Origin of the sequence: Bradyrhizobium sp. CCBAU 45384 (assembly GCF_028128665.1) — a bacterium.
GTDB lineage: Bacteria > Pseudomonadota > Alphaproteobacteria > Rhizobiales > Xanthobacteraceae > Bradyrhizobium > Bradyrhizobium manausense.
Map to the genome: position 1 here is coordinate 42,828 of NZ_LBIZ01000116.1, position 21,706 is coordinate 64,533.

The following is a 21,706-nucleotide window of genomic DNA, read 5'->3' on the forward strand; positions in this document are numbered from 1 at the left end:
TGTGTCACAAGCTACCTTCCTGAACCGGCAGGCGCTCCATCTGCGCCCCGATCCTGCGCGGGTCATCGTGCGGCCATTCAAGCCGGCGACTGAACCGCGCGATCTCAACCCCACCGACAAGATGCGCGCAAATCATATCGTCGAGCGAGTTCTCGCACTCGATCAGGAAGCCGTTGCCGCTCAGCTCGCGGACGTGCTGGACAATTTCAAGGGGCGACATCGCAACCTGTTGGAAAGATTCGAGGCCCGCGCGGACGAAATGGAGGACGCTTTCGCGACGCATGGCGTCTTCTCAAAGAAGCAGCGCCAGCTGGTCGGCGCCTATTTCCTCAATGAGTATTCATTCGAAGCCTCTGCCTTGTTCAATCCGAGCATCGTGGCGCACCCCGATCAATCGGGAGCGCCAAAGGGCGGTGTACGCTTTATCCTCAGTCTCCGTGCCATAGGCGAAGGGCATGTATCGTCACTGACGTTTCGAACCGGGACCATCGCGGCTGACGGCGGTCTGGCCGTCGATCCGACGGCTCGGCTCGCGTCGATTCCGAGGATTTGCCATCGCATATCGGGGCCGGACGGCGAGTGTGTCGAGCTGATCTTCAAGCCCGAAGAAGACCTGACCGAGCGCGTCATTTTTCCCGTCACAGAATCGCAATCGAATGGCATAGAGGACGCGCGCTTTGTCGAATTCAGCGACGGCGATCGAAAGACGTATTACGCGACCTATACCGCCTACAGCGGGCGGGCCATCCGGTCAGAACTGATCGAGACCAGTGATTTCCTATCGTTTCGACTGACGCCCTTGCGGGGGGCTGCTGCGCGGAACAAGGGCATGGCACTATTCCCGCGCAAGATCGGCGGCAAGTTCGCCATGATCGCGCGGCAGGACAATGAGAACCTGTATCTGATCTATTCAGACGACCTCCACACGTGGGATGGCGGTCAAGCCATTTTGAAACCGCAGTTTCCCTGGGAGTTCGTCCAGATCGGCAATTGCGGGTCGCCGATCGAACTCGATGAGGGTTGGCTGCTGCTGACGCACGGTGTCGGCCCGGTCCGCAAATACTCGATCGGTGCGGCGCTGCTCGACAAGCGCGACCCGTCCAAGGTGCTGGCGCGTTCGCGCGAGCCGCTATTGCGGCCTGAACCATCCGAGCGCGAAGGATACGTCCCTAACGTCGTTTATACGTGCGGCGGGATGCGGCACAACAACCAGATCATCCTGCCATATGCCGTGTCGGACACATTCTCGAATTTCGCAACGATCGAGATTTCCGAGCTCATGAACGCGATGAAATGCTAGGGGGCGGCCAGCTGATCTCAGGAGCATACATCCAATTCAATAGCTGCTTTTGTTCCCGGGCTACTCCTGCGCCTTGACGCCAGGCCGCACGCTTATCCTTGCGAGCTCGCGACGCTCGTCCTCTGTCAGCTGCCAATCCTCGCACTGGCTGCAAAGCTGCGCGAAAACGTCGTGTAATTGGCTTCGGGCTACCCTGACGATTTCGGTATCGTCGAATTCGCAAGACTTCAGGAAAATTGGCAAGGTAAAACTGGTCTGACGGCTTTCGAACTGAAACGTCAGGCGAATGTCCTCGCCACGTTCATTCGGCAGAATCACCTCGATGCGTGCGATCGTAATCTCGAACATATTCATGCGCATCTCCTTGTCGCCCTTCTTTCCAACTTGGTCTCGCCCGGGAGCGAAGCGTTCTGGCTGCTCTCCGGCATGCGCGAGCCGCGCGGTCTGTTGCAGTTGCTTGGCATGGTGGGCGACGCCTTGGCGTCGTCCAAGGGAAGCGGCATGTCCGCAGCGTCCCGGGCTCAGGCCTTTCGGGCGGATTGCCGGGTTAGGCGCAGGCGCTCGCCTTAGAGGTCAAGCCGATGGTATTATGCGAGGCCAACCCACGCAATCTCCCGGAAATGCCGGCCGCTCCGGAACGCGGAGCTGATCTCCGTCTTCAAGGCTCGGCGTCGCGCCGGACGCTACTGTTCGAAGGTCTCAAGGTTTCTCATCTTGCCAAGCGATCTTTGCTCATGATCAGCGTGACGACCAGCCCCTCTTCCGACCAGTCGAATGCGATGGAGCCACCGAGTTGGGCCGCCATGCTCCGCTGCACCAATTTGCTTCCAAAGCCATCGAGCATTGCGGGAGCCTTAAGAGGCGGGCCGCCCCGCTCGGTCCAGGTCACGACGACTTCGTCGCCATGGGCATTGCACGACACGTCCAAGGTGCCGCTTGCCAGCGATAGCGAACCGTATTTCGCCGAGTTCGTTGCCAGTTCGTGCAGCACAAGAGCGAGCGTTGTGCTCGACATCTCGCCGACATTCATCTTCGGCACCGAAACGCGAATGCGGACGCTCGCCTCTCTTTCGTCGTAAGGCGCGAGCAAGATGGAGACGAGGTCACCAAGAAGCGCTCCTTCGCTCTTCCTTCCCGGTATGGGGCGAATGAGATCCTGTGCACGTCCCAAGGCCATCAGCCGATTTGTTAGCTCGTGGGCCATGTCTTCTTTGGTTGCGGCCGAACGCGATGTAAATTGAGTAAGCGCGGTCGCGATTGTCAGAAGGTTCTTCACGCGATGGCTCATCTCGCCGGCCAGCAACTCGTTCGCTTCTTCGGCTTGCTTGCGTTGGGTAACATCGAGGAAGATGCCGAACATGGTTCGATCGGCAATGTCCGCATCGTCGCCTTGCCCGCGCGCGGAGATCCAACGGATGTCGCCGTCGAACAAGATGCGAAAGTCAATCTCGTAAGCACCTACTATTGCGCGAGTAGCGGCAAACGCAGACCTGACCCGTTCCAGATCGGCAGGATGGATGTTCCTGGACAGGATCTCGAATGTGATGTGTTTTTCGCTCTTCGGAACGTCCCACAGGTCGTAGGCGCGTTCGTCCATCGTAATGGCGTCCGTATCCACGTTCCAGGCCCACAAGGCCACGCCGGCGGCGTCGGTCGCAGCACGCAAGTGCTTTTCATTCCAAACCGGCATCGATATCTTATCGGACGACATCCGCTTTGCTTCCATCTTGTACACCGATAACGGCTGAGGGGCGCGGTTGTGCCAGGCAGCGCATGTGAGCGGAAGAACGAGGCTTGGCGGAATCAATTTCCGTGATCGGCCCGCGCCGGCCGGCCTGCGCACTCCGACATACGCGCCGCGAGCGGGTAGGAATGAGCCTTGCCTTAGTCGGCGTCCGTGATCCTGCCCTTGCCTTTGCATGACTGGTATTTCGCTGGGTAGATCTTTCGGCCCGGTTCCACCGGCTGCATCGTCGGAGCGAAGCCCGTTCCGCTGCATCCAGGGCAGGTATGCTCTTTGATCTTTAGCGTCATATCGACCTTTCAGGTTCCGCGGATCTGCGGCCCCCAATTTCACTACAGATCGCGCGCTTCCATGATCGATCACGCTTCAGCGGGCCGTCCTGCTTCTCGCGCTCCTGCGCCAAGCCAAACAAGAGCGGCCCGAGTTCGGCACTGGTCGAGATCTCGGGCCGCCCGAGCGGCGCGGGGGTGGCCCGCGACGCCCGGCGTCATCCGATCACATCCAGCTCGCGGTCGCTGTGCAATTTTGCTCACACTTCGACGCGCCACTTGTTGGTCCCCACCTGCTGACGCGCCCTGATGCCGGGCACGCGAGGTAAGACTGGTTTGAGGGCCTTCGAATTGAAACGTCGGCCGACTGTCCTCGCCGTGTTCTTTCGGCGGAATCGTCTCGATGCGTGATCTGTATGCTGAACGCATTCACGCGCATCACCTTGCTTGATCGAGCTTGAAACGACTTCCCTCGGCTTGATCTCGATCGCGCTCGGCAGCGATGCTGTCGCCACATACCAAATGACAACCATACTGGATCGCGATCAGCATCGCAGCGATCCAGCGAGAGGGCGAATGCCAAAGACCGGCGAGGGGGCCGACGTGCCCGACCTCCAAATGGCGATGCCACGCATCTGCAGTCGATCAATCGACCGGTCGCGCGCCGGTCAGTCCTTCCGGCCCAGCTCCGACTTCTCAATCAGAACGGCGTTCAGGAGCGAGCTATGGACCTCGATTTTTCCATTGTAGCTGATGAAGCCAAGCCTGCGGAATTTATTCATGAAGAAACTAACCCGCGATCGGGTCGCGCCGATCATTTCGGCAAGTGTTTCCTGACTGATCTTGACCCCAATAGGCTGCGGGCTGGTTTCCTTGCCGAAATTCGCGAGCAGAAGCAACAGCCGCGCCAGACGTTTTTCGCTGGAGTTGAATAGTTGGTCGATCAGATCTTCTTCGATTCTGCTATTGCGCGTGAGCAGGTACGCCATGAACAATTGGGAGAACTTGGGCCTGCCTTCGAGCGCTGAAATCATTGCCTGCTTCCTGGTCATGCTCGGCACCGGCGCGGTGCTGATCTCGACCACGCAGCTTCTGCCGCAACTGCTTCAGACCGAGCTGAATTACACGGCGATGCTGGCCGGTCTCGCGTTGTCGCCCGGCGGTATCGCAACATTGTTGCTGATGCCCGTGGTTGGCAGGCTCGTCAGTACGGTGCAGCCCAAATATCTCATCATGTTCGGCGCCGCGGTCGTCGCGTTCTCGATGTGGCATCTGACCGGGCTCAATGGCGACATCACCTACGGCTACGCGGCGCTGGCTCGCATCTTCCTCGCGATCGGCCTTCCCTTCCTGTTTCTGCCTGTGACGACGGCTTCATATGACGGCGTGCCGCCCGACAAGACCAACCAGGCCTCGGCGCTGATCAATGTCGCCCGCAATATCGGCGGCTCCATGGGCGTCGCGCTGGCGCAAACGATTCTTGCGCAGCGCCAGCAATTCCATCAGAGCCGTCTGATCGAGCATGCCGCGCCATCCGACCTCGGCTACCAGCAGACCATCGAGGCGATGACGCGCTACTTCCAGGCCCAGGGTTCGAATGCGAGCGAGGCCGCCTCGCAGGCGGTCGCCTGGGTCGGCAGGACCTTGCAGCAGCAGGTCGATTTCCTCGCCTATATCGACGTGTTCTGGACGCTCGCGATCATCGCCGTGCTGATGATTCCGACCGCGGCCGTGCTGCGCCCGATCAATCTCGGCGCGCCGGCGCGCGGGCATTGAGCGCAATGGCGGTCAGTGCGTCGATGGCGTGAGATCGTATCCCACCCTCGGCGTCATCGCCCGCGGAGGCGGGCGATCCAGTACGCCGCGGCGGATGTGGTGAGAGCGAGCCCTTCAACGCTGGCCTCTGGAATACTGGATCGCCCGGTCAAGCCGGGCGATGACGGCTGTGGTTGGAGCAGCTTAAGCAATCGCCCTTGCCTGCCCCGGCCCCGCATGCACATGAACCTGCTTGGCATGCAGCACATCGCCGCATTCCGAGCACACCATCACCGGGTCGAACAGCTTGCCGCAGCTCTTGTGCTCGTGCAGCAGCGGGCGGCCGCGCTCGTCGCCCATGTGGGTGTCGCCCCAATGCACCATCGCCATGATGACAGGATAGAGGTCGAGGCCCTTCTGCGTCAGAATGTATTCGTAGCGCTTGGGCGCTTCGGAATAGGGGACGCGGCGCAGGATGCCGAAGCGGACCAGCTTCTTCAGCCGCTCCGACAAGAGATGCCGCGTGATCTGGAGCGACGACTGAAACGCCTCGAAGCGTCGCACCCGCAAAAAGCATTCGCGCAGGATGAGCAGCGTCCAGCGGTCGCCGACCACGGCGACGGTGCGGGAGAGCGAGCAGGGCTCCTCATCCAGCGTATCCCACTTCATGATCCTGTCTCCGGCACGCACATAGTCAGTCAGAAAAAGGAACTGACTTTGAATGAACACGGCTATTTCGGCCTGAAGCTAGCATTCGGATCGCAAGTTTGACAGTTCTATTTTAGAACTATAGCCTCCGGCTCAATCATGCTCTCATCGGAGGAGGCGACGATGTCCAGGCGAAACGCGACCGCGGCCGTGATCGGGGCCGGCGATTTCATCGGCGCCGAGATAGCCAAGAAATTCGCAGCCGAAGGCTTCTCGATCTACGCAGGCCGCCGCAACGGCGACAAGCTGGCGCCGCTGGTGAAGGATATCGAAGCCGCCGGCGGTGAGATCCACGCGCGGTCGCTGGACGCGCGCAAGGAGGAGGAGGTCATCTCCTTCCTCAACGACGCCGACAAGCATGCGCCGCTGGAGGTCTGCATCTTCAATGTCGGCGCCAACGTCAATTTCCCGATCCTCGACACCACCGAACGCGTGTTCCGGAAAGTGTGGGAGATGGCCTGCTATTCCGGTTTCCTCGCCGGCCGCGAGGCGGCGCGGCTGATGCTGCCGCGCGGTGGCGGCAATATCTTCTTCACCGGTGCGACCGCGTCCTTGCGCGGCGGCAGCGGCTTTGCCGCCTTTGCCAGCGCCAAGTTTGGCTTGCGCGCCGTGGCGCAGGCGATGGCGCGCGAGCTCGGGCCGAAGAACATCCACGTCGCCCATCTCATCATCGATGCCGGCGTCGATACCGAATGGGTGCGGCAGCGCCGGCTCGAGGCGCTCGGCCCCAACGCGCTCGACAATCCCGACCTGCTGATGCCTCCGTCGGCCGTCGCCGAGTCCTATTGGCAGCTTTATCAGCAGCCGAAGAGCGCCTGGACCTTCGAAATGGAGATCCGCCCCTTCGGCGAGACATGGTGACCCCTGCGCAAAAGTCCGGCTAGACTGAACGCAACATCAGGCCAAATTCCGGGGAGGAGAATGAAGTGAAGACCGCGATCACCGAACTGTTCGGCATCGAGCATCCCATCATCCAGGGCGGCATGCATTTCGTCGGCTTTGCCGAGCTTGCCGCTGCCGTCTCCAATGCCGGAGGCCTCGGCATCATCACCGGCCTCACCCAGAAGACGCCGGAGCTGCTGGCCAAGGAGATCGCCCGCTGCCGCGACATGACCGACAAGCCGTTCGGCGTGAACCTCACCTTCCTGCCGGCTTTCTCGGCCCCGCCTTATCCGGAATACATCGCCGCCATCGTCGAAGGCGGCATCAAGGCGGTGGAGACCGCGGGCCGCAGCCCGGAAGCATACATGCCGGCGCTGAAGGCGGCGGGCATCAAGGTGATCCACAAATGCACCTCGGTGCGTCATTCCCTGAAGGCCGAGCGCATCGGCTGCGACGCCGTCAGCGTCGACGGCTTCGAGTGCGGCGGCCATCCCGGCGAGGACGACATTCCCAACATGATCCTGCTGCCGCGCGCGGCGGAGGAGTTGAAGATCCCGTTCGTCGCCTCCGGCGGCATGGCCGACGGCCGCAGCCTCGTCGCGGCGCTGGCGCTGGGGGCATCAGGCATGAACATGGGCACGCGTTTCATCGCCACCAAGGAAGCGCCGGTGCATCAGAACGTGAAGAACGCGCTGGTCGCGGCGACCGAGCTCGACACCCGCCTGATCATGCGGGCCTTGCGCAACACCGAGCGCGTCTTGAAGAACGCCAATGTCGAGCGCCTGCTCGAGATCGAGCACGCCAGGGGCGACAAGCTCACGATCGCGGACATCCACGACCAGGTCGCGGGCGTCTATCCCAGGATCATGCTGGAGGGGCAGATGGATGCCGGCGCCTGGAGCTGCGGCATGGTCGCAGGCCTCATCCACGACATCCCCAGCTGCAAGGAACTCATCGATCGCATCATGACTGAGGCGGAACAAATCATTCGTAACAGGCTGATCGGGTTCCTGGATGGGACGGGTGCGACGCGAAAGGTCGCCTGACACCGCCAAACTTCTTAACCACTGTTACATTTGGCCGCTGGAAATGCACGCGGCGCCTCCTAAATAGGGGTAAATTACTCCTTAACTATTCAATTTCAGGAGGCGTCCGTGGTCCTGAAAAGCATTCCCAGTGTGGTTGCCATTGCGCTCGTGCTCGCAGTGGGCGGTATCGCGCGCGCTGACGATTACAAGCCTGACGAATATCTCGGTCTCGATCTCTCCAAGGCAGTGCTGTCGCCGAAGCGGCTCGGGCCCGAGACGCATTTCGCTCCGGTCGCGCTGGAAGCGAAGGGCGGCAATGAGGCGCAGGCCCGGGCCGAGCCGGTTGACGTGCCGAAGAAGGTCGCGGCCGAACGCGTGCACGTCTCCCAGCCCAAGATCGCTGACACCAAGATCGCTCACACCAACAGCACCCAGCCGCGCGGCGCAGCCCGCACCAGGCTCGCGCACCGTCACGGCAACCCGCTCGACGCGCAGGCGATGGACACCCGCATCCAGACCTGGCCGTGCCGTTCCGGCGGCATCTGCAACTGGAAGCACTGAGGCGTAGCTGCTGATCATCCGCCTCTGCCGCTTGCGCCGGGACGATCGCCTATGAGGAAGCGTGGCGGATAGCTCGCGTGCGGCCATCCTTCGAGACGCCCGCCTCCGGCGGGCCCTCAGGATGAGGGCGGAATGTGTGGCAGCTGTCTCGATGGGCGACGCTGCTGTTTAGCCTCATCCTGAGGAGACCGCCGGAAGCGGTCGTCTCGAAGGACGAGGCGCTCGCTCGGGCCTCGCCGAGCTCATATACGACGGGCCCTGCGCTCGCTGGAGAGGCGGCCCTAACCCGATCTTGATTGGCCGCTGCCCATCCGCCGCGCTATCATGCCCGCTCCCGCCACCTCTTTTCCATCACCGAAGAGTCTGCTCACGCGGCATCGCCGCGTGCATCCGGCGGGCTGCAATATCTCAGGAGCCTGTTCCATGGACCATCTGAAAACACGGGGCATCAGCATGCCCAAGCTCGGTCTCGGCACCTTCCGCATGCAGGGCGATGTCTGCCGCGAAGCGGTCGAGAGCGCGCTGTCGATCGGCTATCGCCACATCGACACCGCCGAAATGTACGCCAACGAGGAGGCCATCGGCGCCGCGCTCGCGGCTAGCTCCGTGCCGCGCGGCGAGCTGCATGTCACGACCAAGGTCTGGCACGAGAATCTCAGCCCGGATGCGATCCGCCGCGCCTTCGACGCCAGCCTGGCAAAGCTCAGGCTCGACCATGTCGACCTCTATCTCGTGCACTGGCCGTCGAGATCGGCGAACTGGGGCGCGGTGTTCGAGACCTTGATGAAGCTGAAAGAGGAGGGGCGGACGCGGGCGATCGGCGTTGCCAATTTCACTACGGCATTGCTCAAGATCGCGGTCGAGGACATCAAGGCGCCGATCGCCTGCAACCAGGTCGAATATCACGCGATGCTGGATCAATCGAAGCTGCTGGCCTATCTCAGGGCGAAGTCGATCCCGCTGGTCGCCTATTGTCCGCTGGCGCAAGGACGCTTTGCCACCGACCCGGTGCTCGCCGAGATCGGCGCCAGGCACAATGCGAGCGCGGCGCAGGTCGCGCTGAAATGGCTGCTCGACCAGGACGGCGTCGGCGCGATCCCCAAGGCGTCGCGCCGCGAGAGCCAGCAGGCCAATCTGGATGCGCTGAAGATCAAGCTGGATGACGCCGATCGCAAGAAGATCGCCGCGCTGCCGAAGGACAAGCGCTGCGTCAATCCGGGATTTGCGCCGCAGTGGGATTGATGGGCTCGCACAGTATCGTAGGGTGGGCAAAGGCGCTCTTGCGCCGTGCCCACGATCTCTCTCAGTAAGGCAAAAATCGTGGGCACGTCGCGCGAAAGAGTGCGCCTTTGCCCACCCTACGATTTCGGACTTGCGGAGAGATGCCTCTCGCCCGTCTCGCCTTGCAAGGGAGAGGACGCAGAACGCATAGAAATGGCCCCGCGAGGGGCCAATTCCATTTGCGTTGCGCATTAGTCCCAGTGGTGATGGCGATGCTTGATCACCACGACGCGGTCGTGATGGCGCCAGCCGCGATGCAGGCCATAGTCGCGATGCTCGCGGAATTCGGCGCGGGCGCCGTACGGGCCGTGATGGCCGTGCTTGACGATCACAGTCTCAGCACTTGCCAGCGTCGGCGCCGCAACCGCGAGCGCACCCAGAGCGGCAACGACATAACCAAGCTTCTTCATGATGTCCTCCTCCAATCGAATGCAAATCTAAACCGCGCATCCGCATGAACGTTCCGGCGAAACGGGAAGAGAATTCTGAATGGATGTTCAGGATCAGGACGATGGCTGTGTGCAGCGTTGCTGTGGAAGCGTCGGCGCGCCAGTCTTCACGTATTTGCCAACCTTGATCGTGTATTCGCCCCGATCGCTGCGATTATAGATCGCGCGCAGGCTGCCGTCATTCGCATGCAGCAATCCGAATTCGCGCGTCTGATGCAACGATGCGAAGTAGACCATCAGGTTGAGCAGGCCCTCGGCGTCGACGGAGGCGGACACCACCTCGTTCTCGTCTTTGGTGTCGCCGAAATTGCGCCGGTACATCACGCGGCCGTCCTTCCGGATTTCGTAAGTCAGCACCGCGCCCTTGTCGCGGTCGGGCCTGATAGCGCAGTCGACCGCCCATGACCCGAGCAGGCCCCATTGCTCGATCGTCGCCGCGAGCGTCTCGGCACGCGCGAGCGAAGTGAACGCAACCCAAAGCACCGCCGCGCTGGTCCAGCGGCTCAAATGACGCATCATGTCCCGAAAGGCCCCGCCTCGAACAATTTCAAACAGACTCTAGCATCCCCGTCGCGATCGTCCACGGCAGGTCCCGATCGCGCGCGAATTTGATCCGCGTCAATGAGGCTCTGCGCTGACGGGGTAAGATGACGCTCCCGAAGGCGATGCGTGGTGAGAGCGATGCTGAATCAAGTCATGGATTTTGCGGGTGAGGTGCTGCCGGGGAGCTGTGCCGCACCGCCTAGTTCCGAGACCGCGTTTCTGGCGGAGCTGGGCGAGCGCCTGAAGTCGTCCCGCGCCCGCTGCGAGCTGTCGCGCCGGGAGCTGGCCCGACGCTCCGGGATTTCGGAGCGCTACATCGCCCAGATCGAGGCCGGCAAGGGCAACGTCTCGATTGTCCTGTTGCTGCGGCTGGCCTCCGCGATCCACGGCAGCCAGCCTCAGGCGGCCTGATGTGCCGCCAAAGGCGAAACCTGCGTTGGTAAAATCGATGCGAACCGAGCGCTCCAGTTCACCTCTCCCGTAGGGAGAGGTCGGAGCGCATCGAAGATGCGGTCCGGGTGAGGGGTTCTGGTCTCACTGGGTGCCGCAGCCCCCTCACCCGGATTGCTCGGGCGCGCAATTGCGCGCCCAAAGCAATCCGACCTCTCCCCGTCGGGGAGAGGTGATCTCATACGTCGATCCTACCTGAGTCCAATGCGCGCTACGCGCGCTTCTCCACATTGGCGCTGCGGGCCGGCACGCCGAACTCCTTGCGGCAGATTTCGGCCAGCACGGCGACGCCCTCGCGAATCTGCTGATGCGACGGACTTGCAAAGCATAGCCGCAGGCGCGAGCTTGAATAGCCTTTGTTGGTCGACCATTCCGGGCCCGGATTGATCGAGACCCCGGCAGCGAGCGCAGCCTGATAGAGCTTGAGCGTATCGACCTGGTCGGGCAGCTTCACCCACAGGAAGATGCCGCCTTTGGGCTCCCTGAACTCGGCCGCGGTCCCGAACTGATCGTTGAGGGCTTCCATCAGCGTGTCGAGCTTGGTGCGCAGCGCCTTGGACAGCGCCGGCACGTGGCTGGCGAAATGCGGCTTGCAATAGGTGGCAAGCACCATCTGCTCCAGCGCGCCGGAGCCGGCATCCGTCTTCAGCGCCAGCATCCGCGACATCACATCCCAGGGCGCCACGATGAAGCCGACGCGCAGCGCCGGCGCGATCGACTTCGAGAACGAGCCGATATGGATCACCCCGCCGTTCCGGCTCATCGCGTAGATCGCCGGCGGGCGCTCTCCGGACCAGACCAGGTCGGCATAGCAATCGTCCTCAAAGACAGGCACGCCATGTTCGGCCGACAGGCGCAGCAGCTCGGCGCGGCGGCTCTCCGGCATGATGCTGCCGGTCGGGTTCTGCACGGTCGGGATGGTGTAGATGTATTTCGGCCGGATGCCGCGGCTCCTGAGGTCGGCCAGCGTCGAGGCCAGCGCATCCATCCGCATGCCGTCGTCGTCGAGGGGAATACCGACGGTGTTGACGCCCAGCCGCGTCAGCCGCTGCAACGCCCCCTGATAGGTCTCCTGCTCGACGATCACAGTGTCGCCGCGCGAAAGCAGCGTGTTGTTGACGAGGTCGAGCGCCTGCAGCGAGCCGGAGACGATCATGAGATCGTCGACCGTGCAGCTGATGCCGGCATCGCGCTTCAGCTTTGTCACCAGGAATTCGCGCAGGGGCACGTAACCCTGTGGGCCGTGCGCGAGCCCGTAGGTCGCAAGCGAACGGCCCTCGCGTCGCAAGGCTTGATCGGCCGCCTCGATCAGCTCGTCGAGCGGCAGCTGCTCGGAATCGTTGTTGCCGCCGACAAAGCTGTATTTGGCAAGGCCCGTCCAGCGCGCAGAAGGGGCCGGCAGCCCTGCGGGAAACAGGGGCGCGAAGTCAAAGCTGGACGTCATGGGGGTTCCTCGTTGTTTTTTATTAAGTGTTGTTTTTATTAGGCAGGCCGGCGTGGTGCCGACCGGGCGCCGCGATGTCGATCATGACATCATGCCAGTGTTTTGCCCGACGCGTCAAACGAAATTCGTAAAATCCGCATCCTCATCGCGCATGGGAACAATGCGTTGATTTCACTGATGCGGCTACTGTGCATGGGGTTGTTTTCGTGGTTTCGGTGGGCGGTCGCGACGGCACCCGCTCGAAGCAGCGGCCGCGTTACTTCTTGCCCACCGTCCTGGTCGGACGTCCCTGGCTGATGAAAGCGTAATGCGCATTGGCGACGCCGCCAACCATCAAGGCCTCGACGACGGGCTCGGCGATCTCGCCCGTGGCGGCCCAGTCGACGATGAAATTGGCTCCGGTCCCGCCGCGCACATCGTCGGTCGGAATGACGATCGAGATGGTGGCGAGCGGCTTCACCGCGACCGGCGCCTTCAGATAGCTCTCGACCTGTTTCCCGGCGGTGTCGAAATAGGCGATGCGCCTGACCACCAGTGCTTGCGTCTCCGAGGCGTTGTGGACGCTCAGCGTCACCGAGAAGTCGACCCGCAGCTTGCCCTGGCTCATCGCCACGCTGGAATAGGCCGGCACATAGAAGCCACCGGAGATGGTGAGCTCCTCCTTCGGCATCGCTGTGAGCGAGCCGGCGAAGGTCTGCTCGATCTCGACCTTGCTTTGTGCGAGCGCCGGCGTGACCAGGACGAGGGGGCACAAGAGGCCCGCGAGGATCGGAGCGACGAATCTCATCTGGTGCATTGCCCGTTTCACCCTTGTCACCCTTGGCGTAGTTTGCCCGGCAGCCACGATCCTGACTACCCTATTGCCGGGGATTGCACAGCTCTATCAGGCGCGGAGCGGGTCTGGTCAGGGGGGCTCGGACACCTTCCGCGCGCCCCCGCCACGCCTATATGGCTGGTATCCGCCGGTACAAGGCTCAAGGCCGGTACGGGCGCATATGCGGTTGCGGCCGGGGCACTAGCGCATGGATCGGAGTCCGGCTAAGCCTCCCGCCCACACCATTAAGAGATTGGGAAATGCCCGATACCGTTCAGGAAGTTTTGCAGGCCTTTGCCCGGGGCGAGCTCGTCGTCGTGACCGACGACGAGGACCGCGAGGGCGAGGGCGATCTGATCGTCGCCGCCTCATTCTGCACGGCGGAAAAGATGGCCTTCATCATCCGTCACACCTCCGGCATCGTCTGCGCGCCCATTACCCCCGACGATGCGCGCCGGCTGCGGCTCGATCCCATGGTCGCCCACAACGATTCCGCGCACACCACCGCCTTTACGGTCTCGATCGACTACAAGCCGGACGGCGGCACCGGCATCTCGGCCGAGGAGCGCGCCTCCTGCTGCCGTGCGCTCGCCAATCCCAATGTCGGCGCCAACGACTTCGCCCGCCCGGGCCACATCTTCCCGCTGATCGCCAAGGACGGCGGCGTGCTGCTGCGCTCCGGCCATACCGAGGCCGCGGTCGATCTCTGCAAGCTCTCGGGCCTTCCGCCGGTCGGCGTCATCAGCGAATTGATGAACGACGACGGCAGCGTGATGAAGGGCGAGCAGGTCGCCCAGTTCGCCGCCAGGCACAAGCTGAAGCACGTCACCATCGCCGACATGATCGCCTACCGGCAGGCGCGCGAAAAGCTGATCGAGCGCGTGTCGACCTTCACGACCGAAAGCCCGATCGGCCCGCTTCAGGGCTATGCCTACCGCTCGCCGTTCGATTCCATCGCCCACGTTGCATTCGTTTACAACGGCGTCGGCGACGGCAAGAATGTGCTGACGCGCTTCCACAAGCCGAACATCGTCAAGGACACCTTTACCGGCCACAAGCGCATGGCTGTCGTGCTCGAGCACTTCAAGAAATCAGGCCGCGGTGTGCTGGTGTACTTGCGCGATGGCGCGGCCGGCGTTCCCGTCTCGCCGCTGCCGGATGAGACGTCGACGGAGGCTGACCGCAACCGCCAGTGGCGCGAGGTCGGCGTCGGCGCGCAGATCCTGCGTGATCTCGGCGTCACCTCGATCCGCCATCTCACCTCGTCGGTGCACGACTACAAGGGCCTCTCCGGCTTCGGCATCGAGATCGTCGCCAACGAGCAGCTCGAAAGCTGACGCCAACGCAATTGCACTTGTGGCGCCGGCGCTTTAGTTTGTCGGGCAATTTCTAGACGGAACCAGATGCGAAAGGACGTTTCATGAGCGTGCGCCCTCAGACCAAGGACAGGCCGGCTGCGGCTTCCTTCCAGTGGGACGATCCGTTCCTGCTCGACGAGCAGCTCACCGAAGACGAGCGCATGGTGCGCGACACGGCGCGCGCCTACGCCCAGGACAAGCTGCTGCCACGCGTCACCAAGGCCTATCTGGAAGAGAAGACCGATCGCGAGATCTTCAACGAGATGGGCGAACTCGGCCTGATCGGCATCACGCTGCCCGAGGAGTATGGCTGCGCCAATGCGAGCTACGTGGCTTACGGCCTCGTCGCGCGCGAGATCGAGCGGGTCGATTCCGGCTATCGCTCGATGAACTCGGTGCAGTCGTCGCTGGTGATGTACCCGATCTACGCCTATGGCGACGAGAGCCAGCGCAAGAAGTACCTGCCGAAGCTTGCCAGCGGCGAGTGGGTCGGCTGCTTCGGCCTGACCGAGCCCGACGCCGGCTCCGACCCGGCCGGCATGAAGACCCGCGCCGAGAAGGTCTCGGACGGTTATCGCCTGACCGGCAGCAAGATGTGGATCTCGAACGCGCCCATCGCGGACGTGTTCGTGATCTGGGCCAAGTCGGCCGAGCACGACAACCAGATCCGCGGCTTCGTGCTGGAGAAGGGCATGAAGGGCCTCTCCGCGCCAAAGATCGGCAGCAAGCTGAGCTTGCGCGCCTCCATCACCGGCGAGGTCGTGATGGACGGCGTCGTGGTTCCTGAAAGCGCGCTGCTGCCCAACGTCTCCGGCCTCAAGGGCCCGTTTGGCTGCCTCAACCGCGCCCGCTATGGCATCTCCTGGGGCGCGCTCGGCGCCGCCGAAGACTGCATGCATCGCGCCCGCCAATACACGCTCGACCGCAAGCAGTTCGGCAGGCCGCTTGCCGCGACCCAGCTGGTGCAGAAGAAGCTCGCCGACATGGAGACCGAGATCGCGCTCGGCCTGCAGGGTTCGCTTCGCGTCGGCCGTCTGATGGACGAGGGCAAGTTCGCGCCCGAGATGATCTCGATCATGAAGCGCAACAATTGCGGCAAGGCGCTCGACATCGCCCGCGTCGCGCGCGACATGCACGGCGGCAACGGCATCTCGGCCGAATTCCACGTGATGCGCCACGTCCATAACCTCGAGACGGTCAACACCTACGAGGGCACCCACGACGTCCACGCCCTGATCCTCGGCCGCGCCATCACGGGCATTCAGGCGTTTTTCTGATTGGGCATCCGTCATTCCGGGGCGCGCGAAGTGCGAACCCGGAATCTCGGGCCGCATCATTCCTGTTCCATCGAGATTCCGGGTCTGGCCCTGACGGGCTATCCCGGAATGACGTCAAAGAACAAAGAAGAAGCCATGTCCGACAATGACGACGTCCCGTTCAATCGCAACTTTCCGCTGAAGGCCGGCGTCGTCGAGGAAGTCCGCCCCGGCGTGCGGCGGGTGCTGTGTGACAATCCTAGTCCGTTCACCTTCACCGGCACCGTCAGCTACATCGTCGGCACGGGCAACGTCGCGATCATCGATCCCGGTCCCGATGATGAGGCCCATGCGGCCGCCCTGCTCGATGCCGTGCGCGGCGAGACTGTGAGCCACATCTTCGTCACCCACACCCACCGCGACCACTCGCCGAACACGTCGCGGATCAAGCAGGCGACCGGCGCGCCTGTCTATGCCGAGGGCCCGCATCGCGCCTCGCGCCCACGCTTCGAGAGCGAGAAGCACAATCCGGAATCCGGATCGGATCGCGACTTCGTGCCCGATATCAGGATCGCCCATGGTGACGTCGTCGAAGGCGCCGGCTGGCGGCTCGAGGCCGTGGCGACGCCCGGTCACACCGCCAATCATCTCGCCTTTGCCTGGCCCGAGCGGAAATTCAACTTCGTCGGCGATCACGTGATGGGCTGGTCGACCTCCATCGTGGCGCCGCCCGACGGCTCGATGATCGACTACATGGACTCGCTCGACCGGCTCGCTGCGCGCGAGGAGGATCTGTATTTCTCCGGCCACGGCCCGGAGATCCCGGAGGGGCAACGCTTCGTGCGCTTCCTGATCCGTCACCGCAAGGCGCGTGAGGCCTCGATCCTGCACCGCCTCGCCAAGGGCGAGACCGATATCCCGTCCATGGTGCGCGCGATCTATATCGGCATCGATCCCAGGCTGACGACGGCCGCCGGCTATTCCGTGCTGGCGCATCTGGAAGACCTCGTCGCACGCGGCATCGTCGCGACGGATGGCGATCCCGTGATTGGTGGGACGTACCGGATGGCGGGTTAACCTCGGTCATTCCGGGGCTCGCGAAGCGAGAACCAGGAATCTCGAGGGAGCGGCGCGAGATCCCGGGTTCGCGCTAATGCGCGCCCCGGGATGACGCTCTATCGCGTCACTTCTTCACCGTCTTTGCCGGAGCCTTGGGTGGCGGCGCCACCGGGGTCTTCTTCGCCGGCTTCAGCGCATCGGCCTCGGCCGCGGTGTTGAGATCATCGATGAACTTCGTCACGCGCGCGGCATTGCTGCCGAGATCGCTGTCGAAATAGCGCGAGGCGGAGCGGATGTCGACGCGGGAATCGTCGCCGTCAGGCACGACCCTGATCGAGACATCCTCGCGAAAGCCCATGATCGGCGTGCGCGCCACCGCCTCGATGCGGCCCATGCGGCGCGGCGGCTGCGGCTCGCGTTCGTCGATGACGGTCCATTTGCGCTTGATCACGAGCTGGCGCGCGATCGCATAGGCGCGGTCGACGGGGATCTCGAGCTCGATCGGCTCGATATCGGGATAGAACTGACGCTGCTGCTCAGCCGAATACAGGCCGGCATAGACGGCGGTGTTGGTGCCGTCGCCGGTGCGCAGGCGCGACAGCGCCTCGAAGCGCGGCGGGTCGATCGGGTCGGTCGTGACGTCGTAGATATGAGGCAGCTTGCGGTAAAGCAGCGCCTGATAGGCGGGATAGGCGAGAATCGCTCCGTCGATCAGGAAGGCGAGCAGGATGCGCGCCATGCCGCGCGAGCCGTTTTGCCAGATCGCGGCAAAGCCAGCGAGGCCGAACAGGATGGACAGTCCAGCGATCGCGAGCCCGCCAAAAAAGGTGGCCAGCGCCGGTTTCATCTCCAGGAAGTCGAAGCGGACGATGATGACCGACACCACCACCGTCACCACCGCGAACACGGCCAGATTGCGCGCCCAGGTGGCGAGGCTGGACACGGGCTCCGTCTGATAGGGAGCGGAAAACCTGCGGGCCATCGGATCAGCTCAACGGGGGTTTTGGGGCGGTGCCGGCCGATTTGGCGCGACGGTCAGCCGTTGAGACCACGGTCTGGCGGCAAATTCAAGAGTTCCGCAGGACCCAGTTCGTCATGCCCGGGCTTGTCCCGCCTGCGCGGCCGTAGCCGCCTCGGCGCGGCGAAGGCCCGGCCATGACGTTGTGGAGGCTTCAGAGCATTCAACGCTCGCAGCCTCCAGGGGACGCAACGAGCCCTACGCTGCCGCGTTCGGGAAGCGATAATCCTTGAACTGGTCGCGCAACGCGGTCTTCAGGATCTTGCCGGTCGCGGTATGCGGGATGCCGTCGACAAAGGCGACGTCGTCGGGCATCCACCATTTGGCGATCTTGCCGTCCATGAATTTCAGGATGTCCTCGCGCGTGGCCTGCTGGCCCTGCTTGAGCTGGACGATCAAGAGCGGGCGCTCGTCCCATTTCGGATGGAAGACGCCGATCACGGCGGCTTCCGCCACAGCAGGGTGGCCGACCGCGAGGTTTTCGAGGTCGATCGAGGAGATCCACTCGCCGCCGGACTTGATCACGTCCTTGGAGCGGTCGGTGATCCGCATATAGCCGCCCTCGTCGATGGTCGCGACGTCGCCGGTGTCGAAGAAGCCCTCCTCATCGAGGATGTTGGTGTCGAGGCGGAAATAGGCCTTTGCGACCGCGGGGCCGGAGACCTTGAGGCGGCCAAAGGTCTTGCCGTCCCAAGGCAGCTCCTTGCCGGCATCGTCGGTGATCTTCATCTCGACCGCGAAGGGCGCATAGCCCTGCATCTGCAGCACGTCGAGCCGCGCCTCGCCGGTCGCATTCTGGTGCGGCGGCTTCAACGCAGCGACGGTGCCGATGGGGCTCATCTCGGTCATGCCCCAGGCGTGGCGCACGTTCGAGCCCATGTCGAGGAAGGCCTTGATCATGGAGCGCGGCATCGCCGAGCCGCCGCAGATCACCATCTTCAGATGCGGCAGCTTCAGATTATTGGCAGTCATGTGCTGGAGCAGCATCAGCCACACGGTGGGCACGCCGGCGGTGTGCGTCACCTTTTCGGTTGCGAGCAGCTCGTAGACCGAGGCGCCGTCGAGCTTGGCGCCAGGCATCACCAGCTTGGTGCCCTGCGAGGGCGCGGAGAAAGCGATGCCCCAGCTGTTGGCATGGAACAGCGGAACCACCGGCAGCATTGTCTCGGAGGCGCTGGTGCCGAGCGCGTCGACATTGTTGGCCATCAGCGCGTGCAGCACGTTGGAGCGATGCGAATACAGCACACCCTTCGGATCGCCCGTGGTGCCCGAGGTGTAGCACATCGCAGCTGCCGTGTTCTCGTCAAAGTCCTTCCATTTGAATTTGCCGTCGGCCTCGGCGATCCAATCCTCGTAGGCCACGACGTTCTTCAACGTGGTCTCGGGCATATGGGCCTTGTCGGTGAGGATGATGTACCGTTCGACACTCGGCAGCTTGTCGGCGAGCTTCTCGACGACCGGCACGAAAGTCAGGTCGACCATCACGATGCGGTCCTGCGCATGGTTGATGATCCAGGCGATCTGCTCGGGGAAAAGGCGGGGATTGACGGTATGGCAGATGGCGCCGATGCCCATGATGCCGTACCAGACTTCGAGATGGCGCCAGGTGTTCCAGGCGATCGTGGCGACGCGGTCGCCGAGCTTGATGCCGTCGCGCTCCAGCATCTGCGAGACCTTGAGCGCCCGCTGGTGGATTTCGGCGTAGGTGGTGCGATGGATCGGTCCTTCGATCGATCGCGTGACGACCTCCTGCTTGCCGTGAATCTTGGCGGCGTGTTCGATGATCCGGTGACAGAGCAGGGGCCAATCTTGCATCAAACCGAGCATTCAGACGTTCCTCCGAGAAATCGCTGGGCGCATTGCCGCTCTCAGCGCAGGGCCAAAGAATTGACATGAGTTTTAGCCTGCCGGACTTTCGCCGCAAATGGTCTTATCGCGGCAATATGTCCGCCGGCGCGGCAATGGTTACCGCTGCGCTTGGGCTATCTCTTGTGCTGCCTGAGCCCGTGGATGCGCGAAACTATGCTGCACCGCTCGATATCTTTGGTCTTGGTACGCCACGGCGGCACCGGAGCGTTCACGCCACCAAGATACCGCTACCAAAGCCTCGCCCGGAGGAGGCGCCGAAGGCAGCGGCCGCGCCAGAACCCGACAGCAAGCTCTCCCCGGAGAAACCGAGCAAGCCGGCCGAGGCTGCGCCGCCTCCCGAGAAGCAACTCTCGGCGTGCCGGCTTGCGCTGACCGAGGAGATCGCGGTCGCGCCATCCATTCCCGACATCCACGGACCCGGCGCCTGTGGCGGCGAAGACCTGGTGCGGCTGGAGGCCATCGTGCTGCCGGACAAGCGCAAGGTCGCGGTCAAACCGGCGGCGATTCTCCGCTGTACCATGGCGTCGGCGATTGCGGATTGGGTGCGCACCGACATGGCGCCGCTGGCCACCAGTCTCGGCTCGACTATCACTGATCTGGACAATTTCGACAGCTTCGAGTGTCGTGGCCGCAACCGCGTCGCCGGCGCGATGCTGTCCGAGCACGGCAAGGCCAACGCGCTCGACGTCCGTTCGCTCAAGCTCGCCAACGGGCAATCGATCGGCCTGACCGATCGTACCCTATCCCGCGACGTGCGCGAGCGCGTGCTGCATTCGGTTTGCGCGCGCTTCTCCACCGTGCTCGGCCCGGGCTCGGACTGGTACCACGAGGATCACATCCATCTCGATCTTGCGCAGCGCCGCAACGACTACCGCATTTGCCAGTGGAACGTGTGGGATCCCTTGCCGCAGATCGCGCCCCTGCTGCCGGCGGAACGCCCCGAGGAGGCGCCGCCGCGCGAGGTCGCCGCCAAGTCGGAAGGCGCTAAGTCGGAAGGTGCCAAGTCGGAAGGCGCCAAGGAAGAGGCCGACGATCAGGAGAGGCCTGCCGCGCCGGCGGGCAAGCCGGCAGCCGAGTCCGGCAAGAGCAAGCCGGCAAGAAAAAAGCGCCGGTAGGACCGGCGCTTTTCAAAAGCCTTCAGATCACATGGAATCCGCTAATTGCTGCTCGGAAAACCTCCGCCGCCCTGCAGCGCGAGGCGCGAATTGTAGGGCGAGTCGCCATGCTTCGGCTCGAGCACTACGACGATGGTGCCGATCTTGACGCGGCTGTAGAGGTCGATTGCGTCCTCGTTGGTCAGGCGGATGCAACCCGAAGAGATCGAAGCGCCGATATATTCGGGCTGGTTGGTGCCGTGGATACGGAACAGCGTGTCCTTGCCGCCTGAGTACAGGTACATCGCGCGCGAGCCCATCGGATTGTCCGGACCGGGGGCGACGTAGGTCGGAACGCCCAGACGCGAGATCTCGCCCGGCGTCGGGTGCCACGCCGGCCATTCCGTCATGCTGCCGACCTTGGCGATGCCGGACCAGGCCATGGCCTCTTCGCCGACGGTGATGCCGTAGCGGATCGCCTTGCCGCCATCCATCACGTAGTAGAGGTAGTGGTTGTCGGAATCGACCACGATCGAGCCCGGCGCCTCCTTGCGGTGGTAATCGACAATGGCACGACGGAACGGCTCTGCCACCGGCGTATTCTCGTACCGGATCTTGGCAAGGAGTTCCTTGTCCTTCGGCTTGAAATTCTGGGTGTTGGTGGCTTCGTAATGCGTGGCCTGCATGCAGCCCGAGAGCATGAAGCCCGCAGCCAAAACGCCCAACATAACTTTCAGCGACGACATGGTTTGGTTCCAATCAAACAAATACCGCGCAGGTCCTTGAAGCGTAGCACCCAAGGCCTTCGACTCCGTTGATTTCAT

General features: G+C 63.1%; 20 protein-coding genes and 2 pseudogenes. 11 read left to right on the forward strand and 11 right to left on the reverse strand.

Features of this window, described 5'->3' with window-relative positions:
* Position 1 precedes the first annotated feature (1 nt).
* Complete coding sequence (locus tag XH80_RS29740) at positions 2 to 1,300, forward strand: glycoside hydrolase family 130 protein (RefSeq protein ID WP_271601660.1); 1,299 nt, start codon at positions 2 to 4, stop codon at positions 1,298 to 1,300.
* 60 nt (positions 1,301 to 1,360) lie between these two features.
* Here the strand turns inward: XH80_RS29740 and XH80_RS29745 are convergent, their stop codons facing one another.
* The 3 genes and pseudogenes from XH80_RS29745 to XH80_RS29755 form a co-directional block, all read right to left on the reverse strand.
* The gene (locus XH80_RS29745; protein WP_225895068.1) at positions 1,361 to 1,654 is read right to left on the reverse strand and encodes a hypothetical protein; all 294 of its coding nucleotides are present in this window, start codon (positions 1,652 to 1,654) and stop codon (positions 1,361 to 1,363) included.
* A gap of 355 nt (positions 1,655 to 2,009) precedes the next feature.
* Positions 2,010 to 3,011, reverse strand: coding sequence for a sensor histidine kinase (locus tag XH80_RS29750; protein ID WP_271601661.1), 1,002 nt, complete (start codon positions 3,009 to 3,011; stop codon positions 2,010 to 2,012).
* A gap of 970 nt (positions 3,012 to 3,981) precedes the next feature.
* Positions 3,982 to 4,356, reverse strand: a pseudogene (locus tag XH80_RS29755) (helix-turn-helix domain-containing protein); the annotation flags it as partial.
* On the opposite strand from XH80_RS29755, the pseudogene XH80_RS29760 reads away from it, so the two are divergent.
* Positions 4,346 to 5,089: pseudogene (locus XH80_RS29760) on the forward strand (MFS transporter); the annotation flags it as partial. The pseudogenes XH80_RS29755 and XH80_RS29760 overlap by 11 nt on opposite strands.
* A gap of 183 nt (positions 5,090 to 5,272) precedes the next feature.
* Here XH80_RS29760 and XH80_RS29765 read toward each other — a convergent pair.
* Positions 5,273 to 5,737 (reverse strand): winged helix-turn-helix transcriptional regulator, encoded by a 465-nt coding sequence (locus tag XH80_RS29765; RefSeq protein WP_271601662.1) that lies wholly within the window; start codon positions 5,735 to 5,737, stop codon positions 5,273 to 5,275.
* A gap of 162 nt (positions 5,738 to 5,899) precedes the next feature.
* On the opposite strand from XH80_RS29765, the gene XH80_RS29770 reads away from it, so the two are divergent.
* From XH80_RS29770 to XH80_RS29785, 4 genes are all read left to right on the forward strand, one after another.
* On the forward strand, positions 5,900 to 6,637 hold the full coding sequence (locus tag XH80_RS29770) for an SDR family oxidoreductase (RefSeq protein ID WP_057753882.1): 738 nt from the start codon (positions 5,900 to 5,902) through the stop codon (positions 6,635 to 6,637).
* A gap of 65 nt (positions 6,638 to 6,702) precedes the next feature.
* Positions 6,703 to 7,704 carry an NAD(P)H-dependent flavin oxidoreductase gene (locus tag XH80_RS29775; protein ID WP_271601663.1) on the forward strand — a complete coding sequence of 334 codons (1,002 nt, stop codon included), beginning with the start codon at positions 6,703 to 6,705 and terminating at the stop codon, positions 7,702 to 7,704.
* A 108-nt stretch (positions 7,705 to 7,812) separates the two neighbouring features.
* Complete coding sequence (locus tag XH80_RS29780; protein ID WP_271601664.1) at positions 7,813 to 8,247, forward strand: hypothetical protein; 435 nt, start codon at positions 7,813 to 7,815, stop codon at positions 8,245 to 8,247.
* A 423-nt stretch (positions 8,248 to 8,670) separates the two neighbouring features.
* Complete coding sequence (locus XH80_RS29785; RefSeq protein ID WP_271601665.1) at positions 8,671 to 9,489, forward strand: aldo/keto reductase; 819 nt, start codon at positions 8,671 to 8,673, stop codon at positions 9,487 to 9,489.
* A gap of 230 nt (positions 9,490 to 9,719) precedes the next feature.
* Here the strand turns inward: XH80_RS29785 and XH80_RS29790 are convergent, their stop codons facing one another.
* Both XH80_RS29790 and XH80_RS29795 read right to left on the reverse strand, forming a co-directional pair.
* Positions 9,720 to 9,938, reverse strand: a complete 219-nt coding sequence (locus tag XH80_RS29790) for a hypothetical protein (protein WP_271601666.1) — start codon at positions 9,936 to 9,938, stop codon at positions 9,720 to 9,722.
* A gap of 93 nt (positions 9,939 to 10,031) precedes the next feature.
* Positions 10,032 to 10,496: a hypothetical protein gene (locus XH80_RS29795; RefSeq protein WP_271601667.1), complete on the reverse strand. Its 465-nt coding sequence runs from the start codon at positions 10,494 to 10,496 to the stop codon at positions 10,032 to 10,034.
* Positions 10,497 to 10,658: 162 nt separating this feature from the next.
* Between XH80_RS29795 and XH80_RS29800 the strand changes: the two genes are divergently transcribed.
* The gene (locus tag XH80_RS29800) at positions 10,659 to 10,931 is read left to right on the forward strand and encodes a helix-turn-helix domain-containing protein (RefSeq protein ID WP_271601668.1); all 273 of its coding nucleotides are present in this window, start codon (positions 10,659 to 10,661) and stop codon (positions 10,929 to 10,931) included.
* 250 nt (positions 10,932 to 11,181) lie between these two features.
* Here the strand turns inward: XH80_RS29800 and XH80_RS29805 are convergent, their stop codons facing one another.
* Together XH80_RS29805 and XH80_RS29810 are read right to left on the reverse strand one after the other, a co-directional pair.
* A complete protein-coding gene (locus XH80_RS29805; RefSeq protein WP_271601669.1) occupies positions 11,182 to 12,414 on the reverse strand; it encodes an aminotransferase-like domain-containing protein in 1,233 nt (410 codons plus the stop codon).
* Positions 12,415 to 12,670: 256 nt separating this feature from the next.
* Positions 12,671 to 13,201, reverse strand: a complete 531-nt coding sequence (locus XH80_RS29810; protein WP_271601954.1) for a DUF3124 domain-containing protein — start codon at positions 13,199 to 13,201, stop codon at positions 12,671 to 12,673.
* 287 nt (positions 13,202 to 13,488) lie between these two features.
* On the opposite strand from XH80_RS29810, the gene ribB reads away from it, so the two are divergent.
* The 3 genes from ribB to XH80_RS29825 all read left to right on the forward strand — a co-directional run bounded on the left by ribB (position 13,489) and on the right by XH80_RS29825 (position 16,919).
* A complete protein-coding gene (gene ribB / locus XH80_RS29815; RefSeq protein ID WP_057753632.1) occupies positions 13,489 to 14,565 on the forward strand; it encodes a 3,4-dihydroxy-2-butanone-4-phosphate synthase in 1,077 nt (358 codons plus the stop codon).
* Between the two features lie 83 nt (positions 14,566 to 14,648).
* Entirely contained in the window at positions 14,649 to 15,863 is a 1,215-nt protein-coding gene (locus XH80_RS29820) for an acyl-CoA dehydrogenase (protein ID WP_271601670.1), read from the forward strand.
* A gap of 135 nt (positions 15,864 to 15,998) precedes the next feature.
* Positions 15,999 to 16,919 carry an MBL fold metallo-hydrolase gene (locus XH80_RS29825; RefSeq protein WP_271601671.1) on the forward strand — a complete coding sequence of 307 codons (921 nt, stop codon included), beginning with the start codon at positions 15,999 to 16,001 and terminating at the stop codon, positions 16,917 to 16,919.
* Positions 16,920 to 17,025: 106 nt separating this feature from the next.
* On the opposite strand, the gene XH80_RS29830 is transcribed toward XH80_RS29825, so the two are convergent.
* Positions 17,026 to 17,883 (reverse strand): DUF1499 domain-containing protein, encoded by an 858-nt coding sequence (locus tag XH80_RS29830; protein ID WP_271601672.1) that lies wholly within the window; start codon positions 17,881 to 17,883, stop codon positions 17,026 to 17,028.
* Positions 17,884 to 18,117: 234 nt separating this feature from the next.
* The gene (locus XH80_RS29835; protein WP_057753623.1) at positions 18,118 to 19,746 is read right to left on the reverse strand and encodes a fatty-acid--CoA ligase; all 1,629 of its coding nucleotides are present in this window, start codon (positions 19,744 to 19,746) and stop codon (positions 18,118 to 18,120) included.
* Between the two features lie 65 nt (positions 19,747 to 19,811).
* On the opposite strand from XH80_RS29835, the gene XH80_RS29840 reads away from it, so the two are divergent.
* Positions 19,812 to 20,903 carry an extensin family protein gene (locus tag XH80_RS29840; RefSeq protein ID WP_271601673.1) on the forward strand — a complete coding sequence of 364 codons (1,092 nt, stop codon included), beginning with the start codon at positions 19,812 to 19,814 and terminating at the stop codon, positions 20,901 to 20,903.
* Between the two features lie 41 nt (positions 20,904 to 20,944).
* Here the strand turns inward: XH80_RS29840 and XH80_RS29845 are convergent, their stop codons facing one another.
* Complete coding sequence (locus XH80_RS29845; protein ID WP_057753617.1) at positions 20,945 to 21,628, reverse strand: L,D-transpeptidase; 684 nt, start codon at positions 21,626 to 21,628, stop codon at positions 20,945 to 20,947.
* Positions 21,629 to 21,706: the final 78 nt, after the last annotated feature.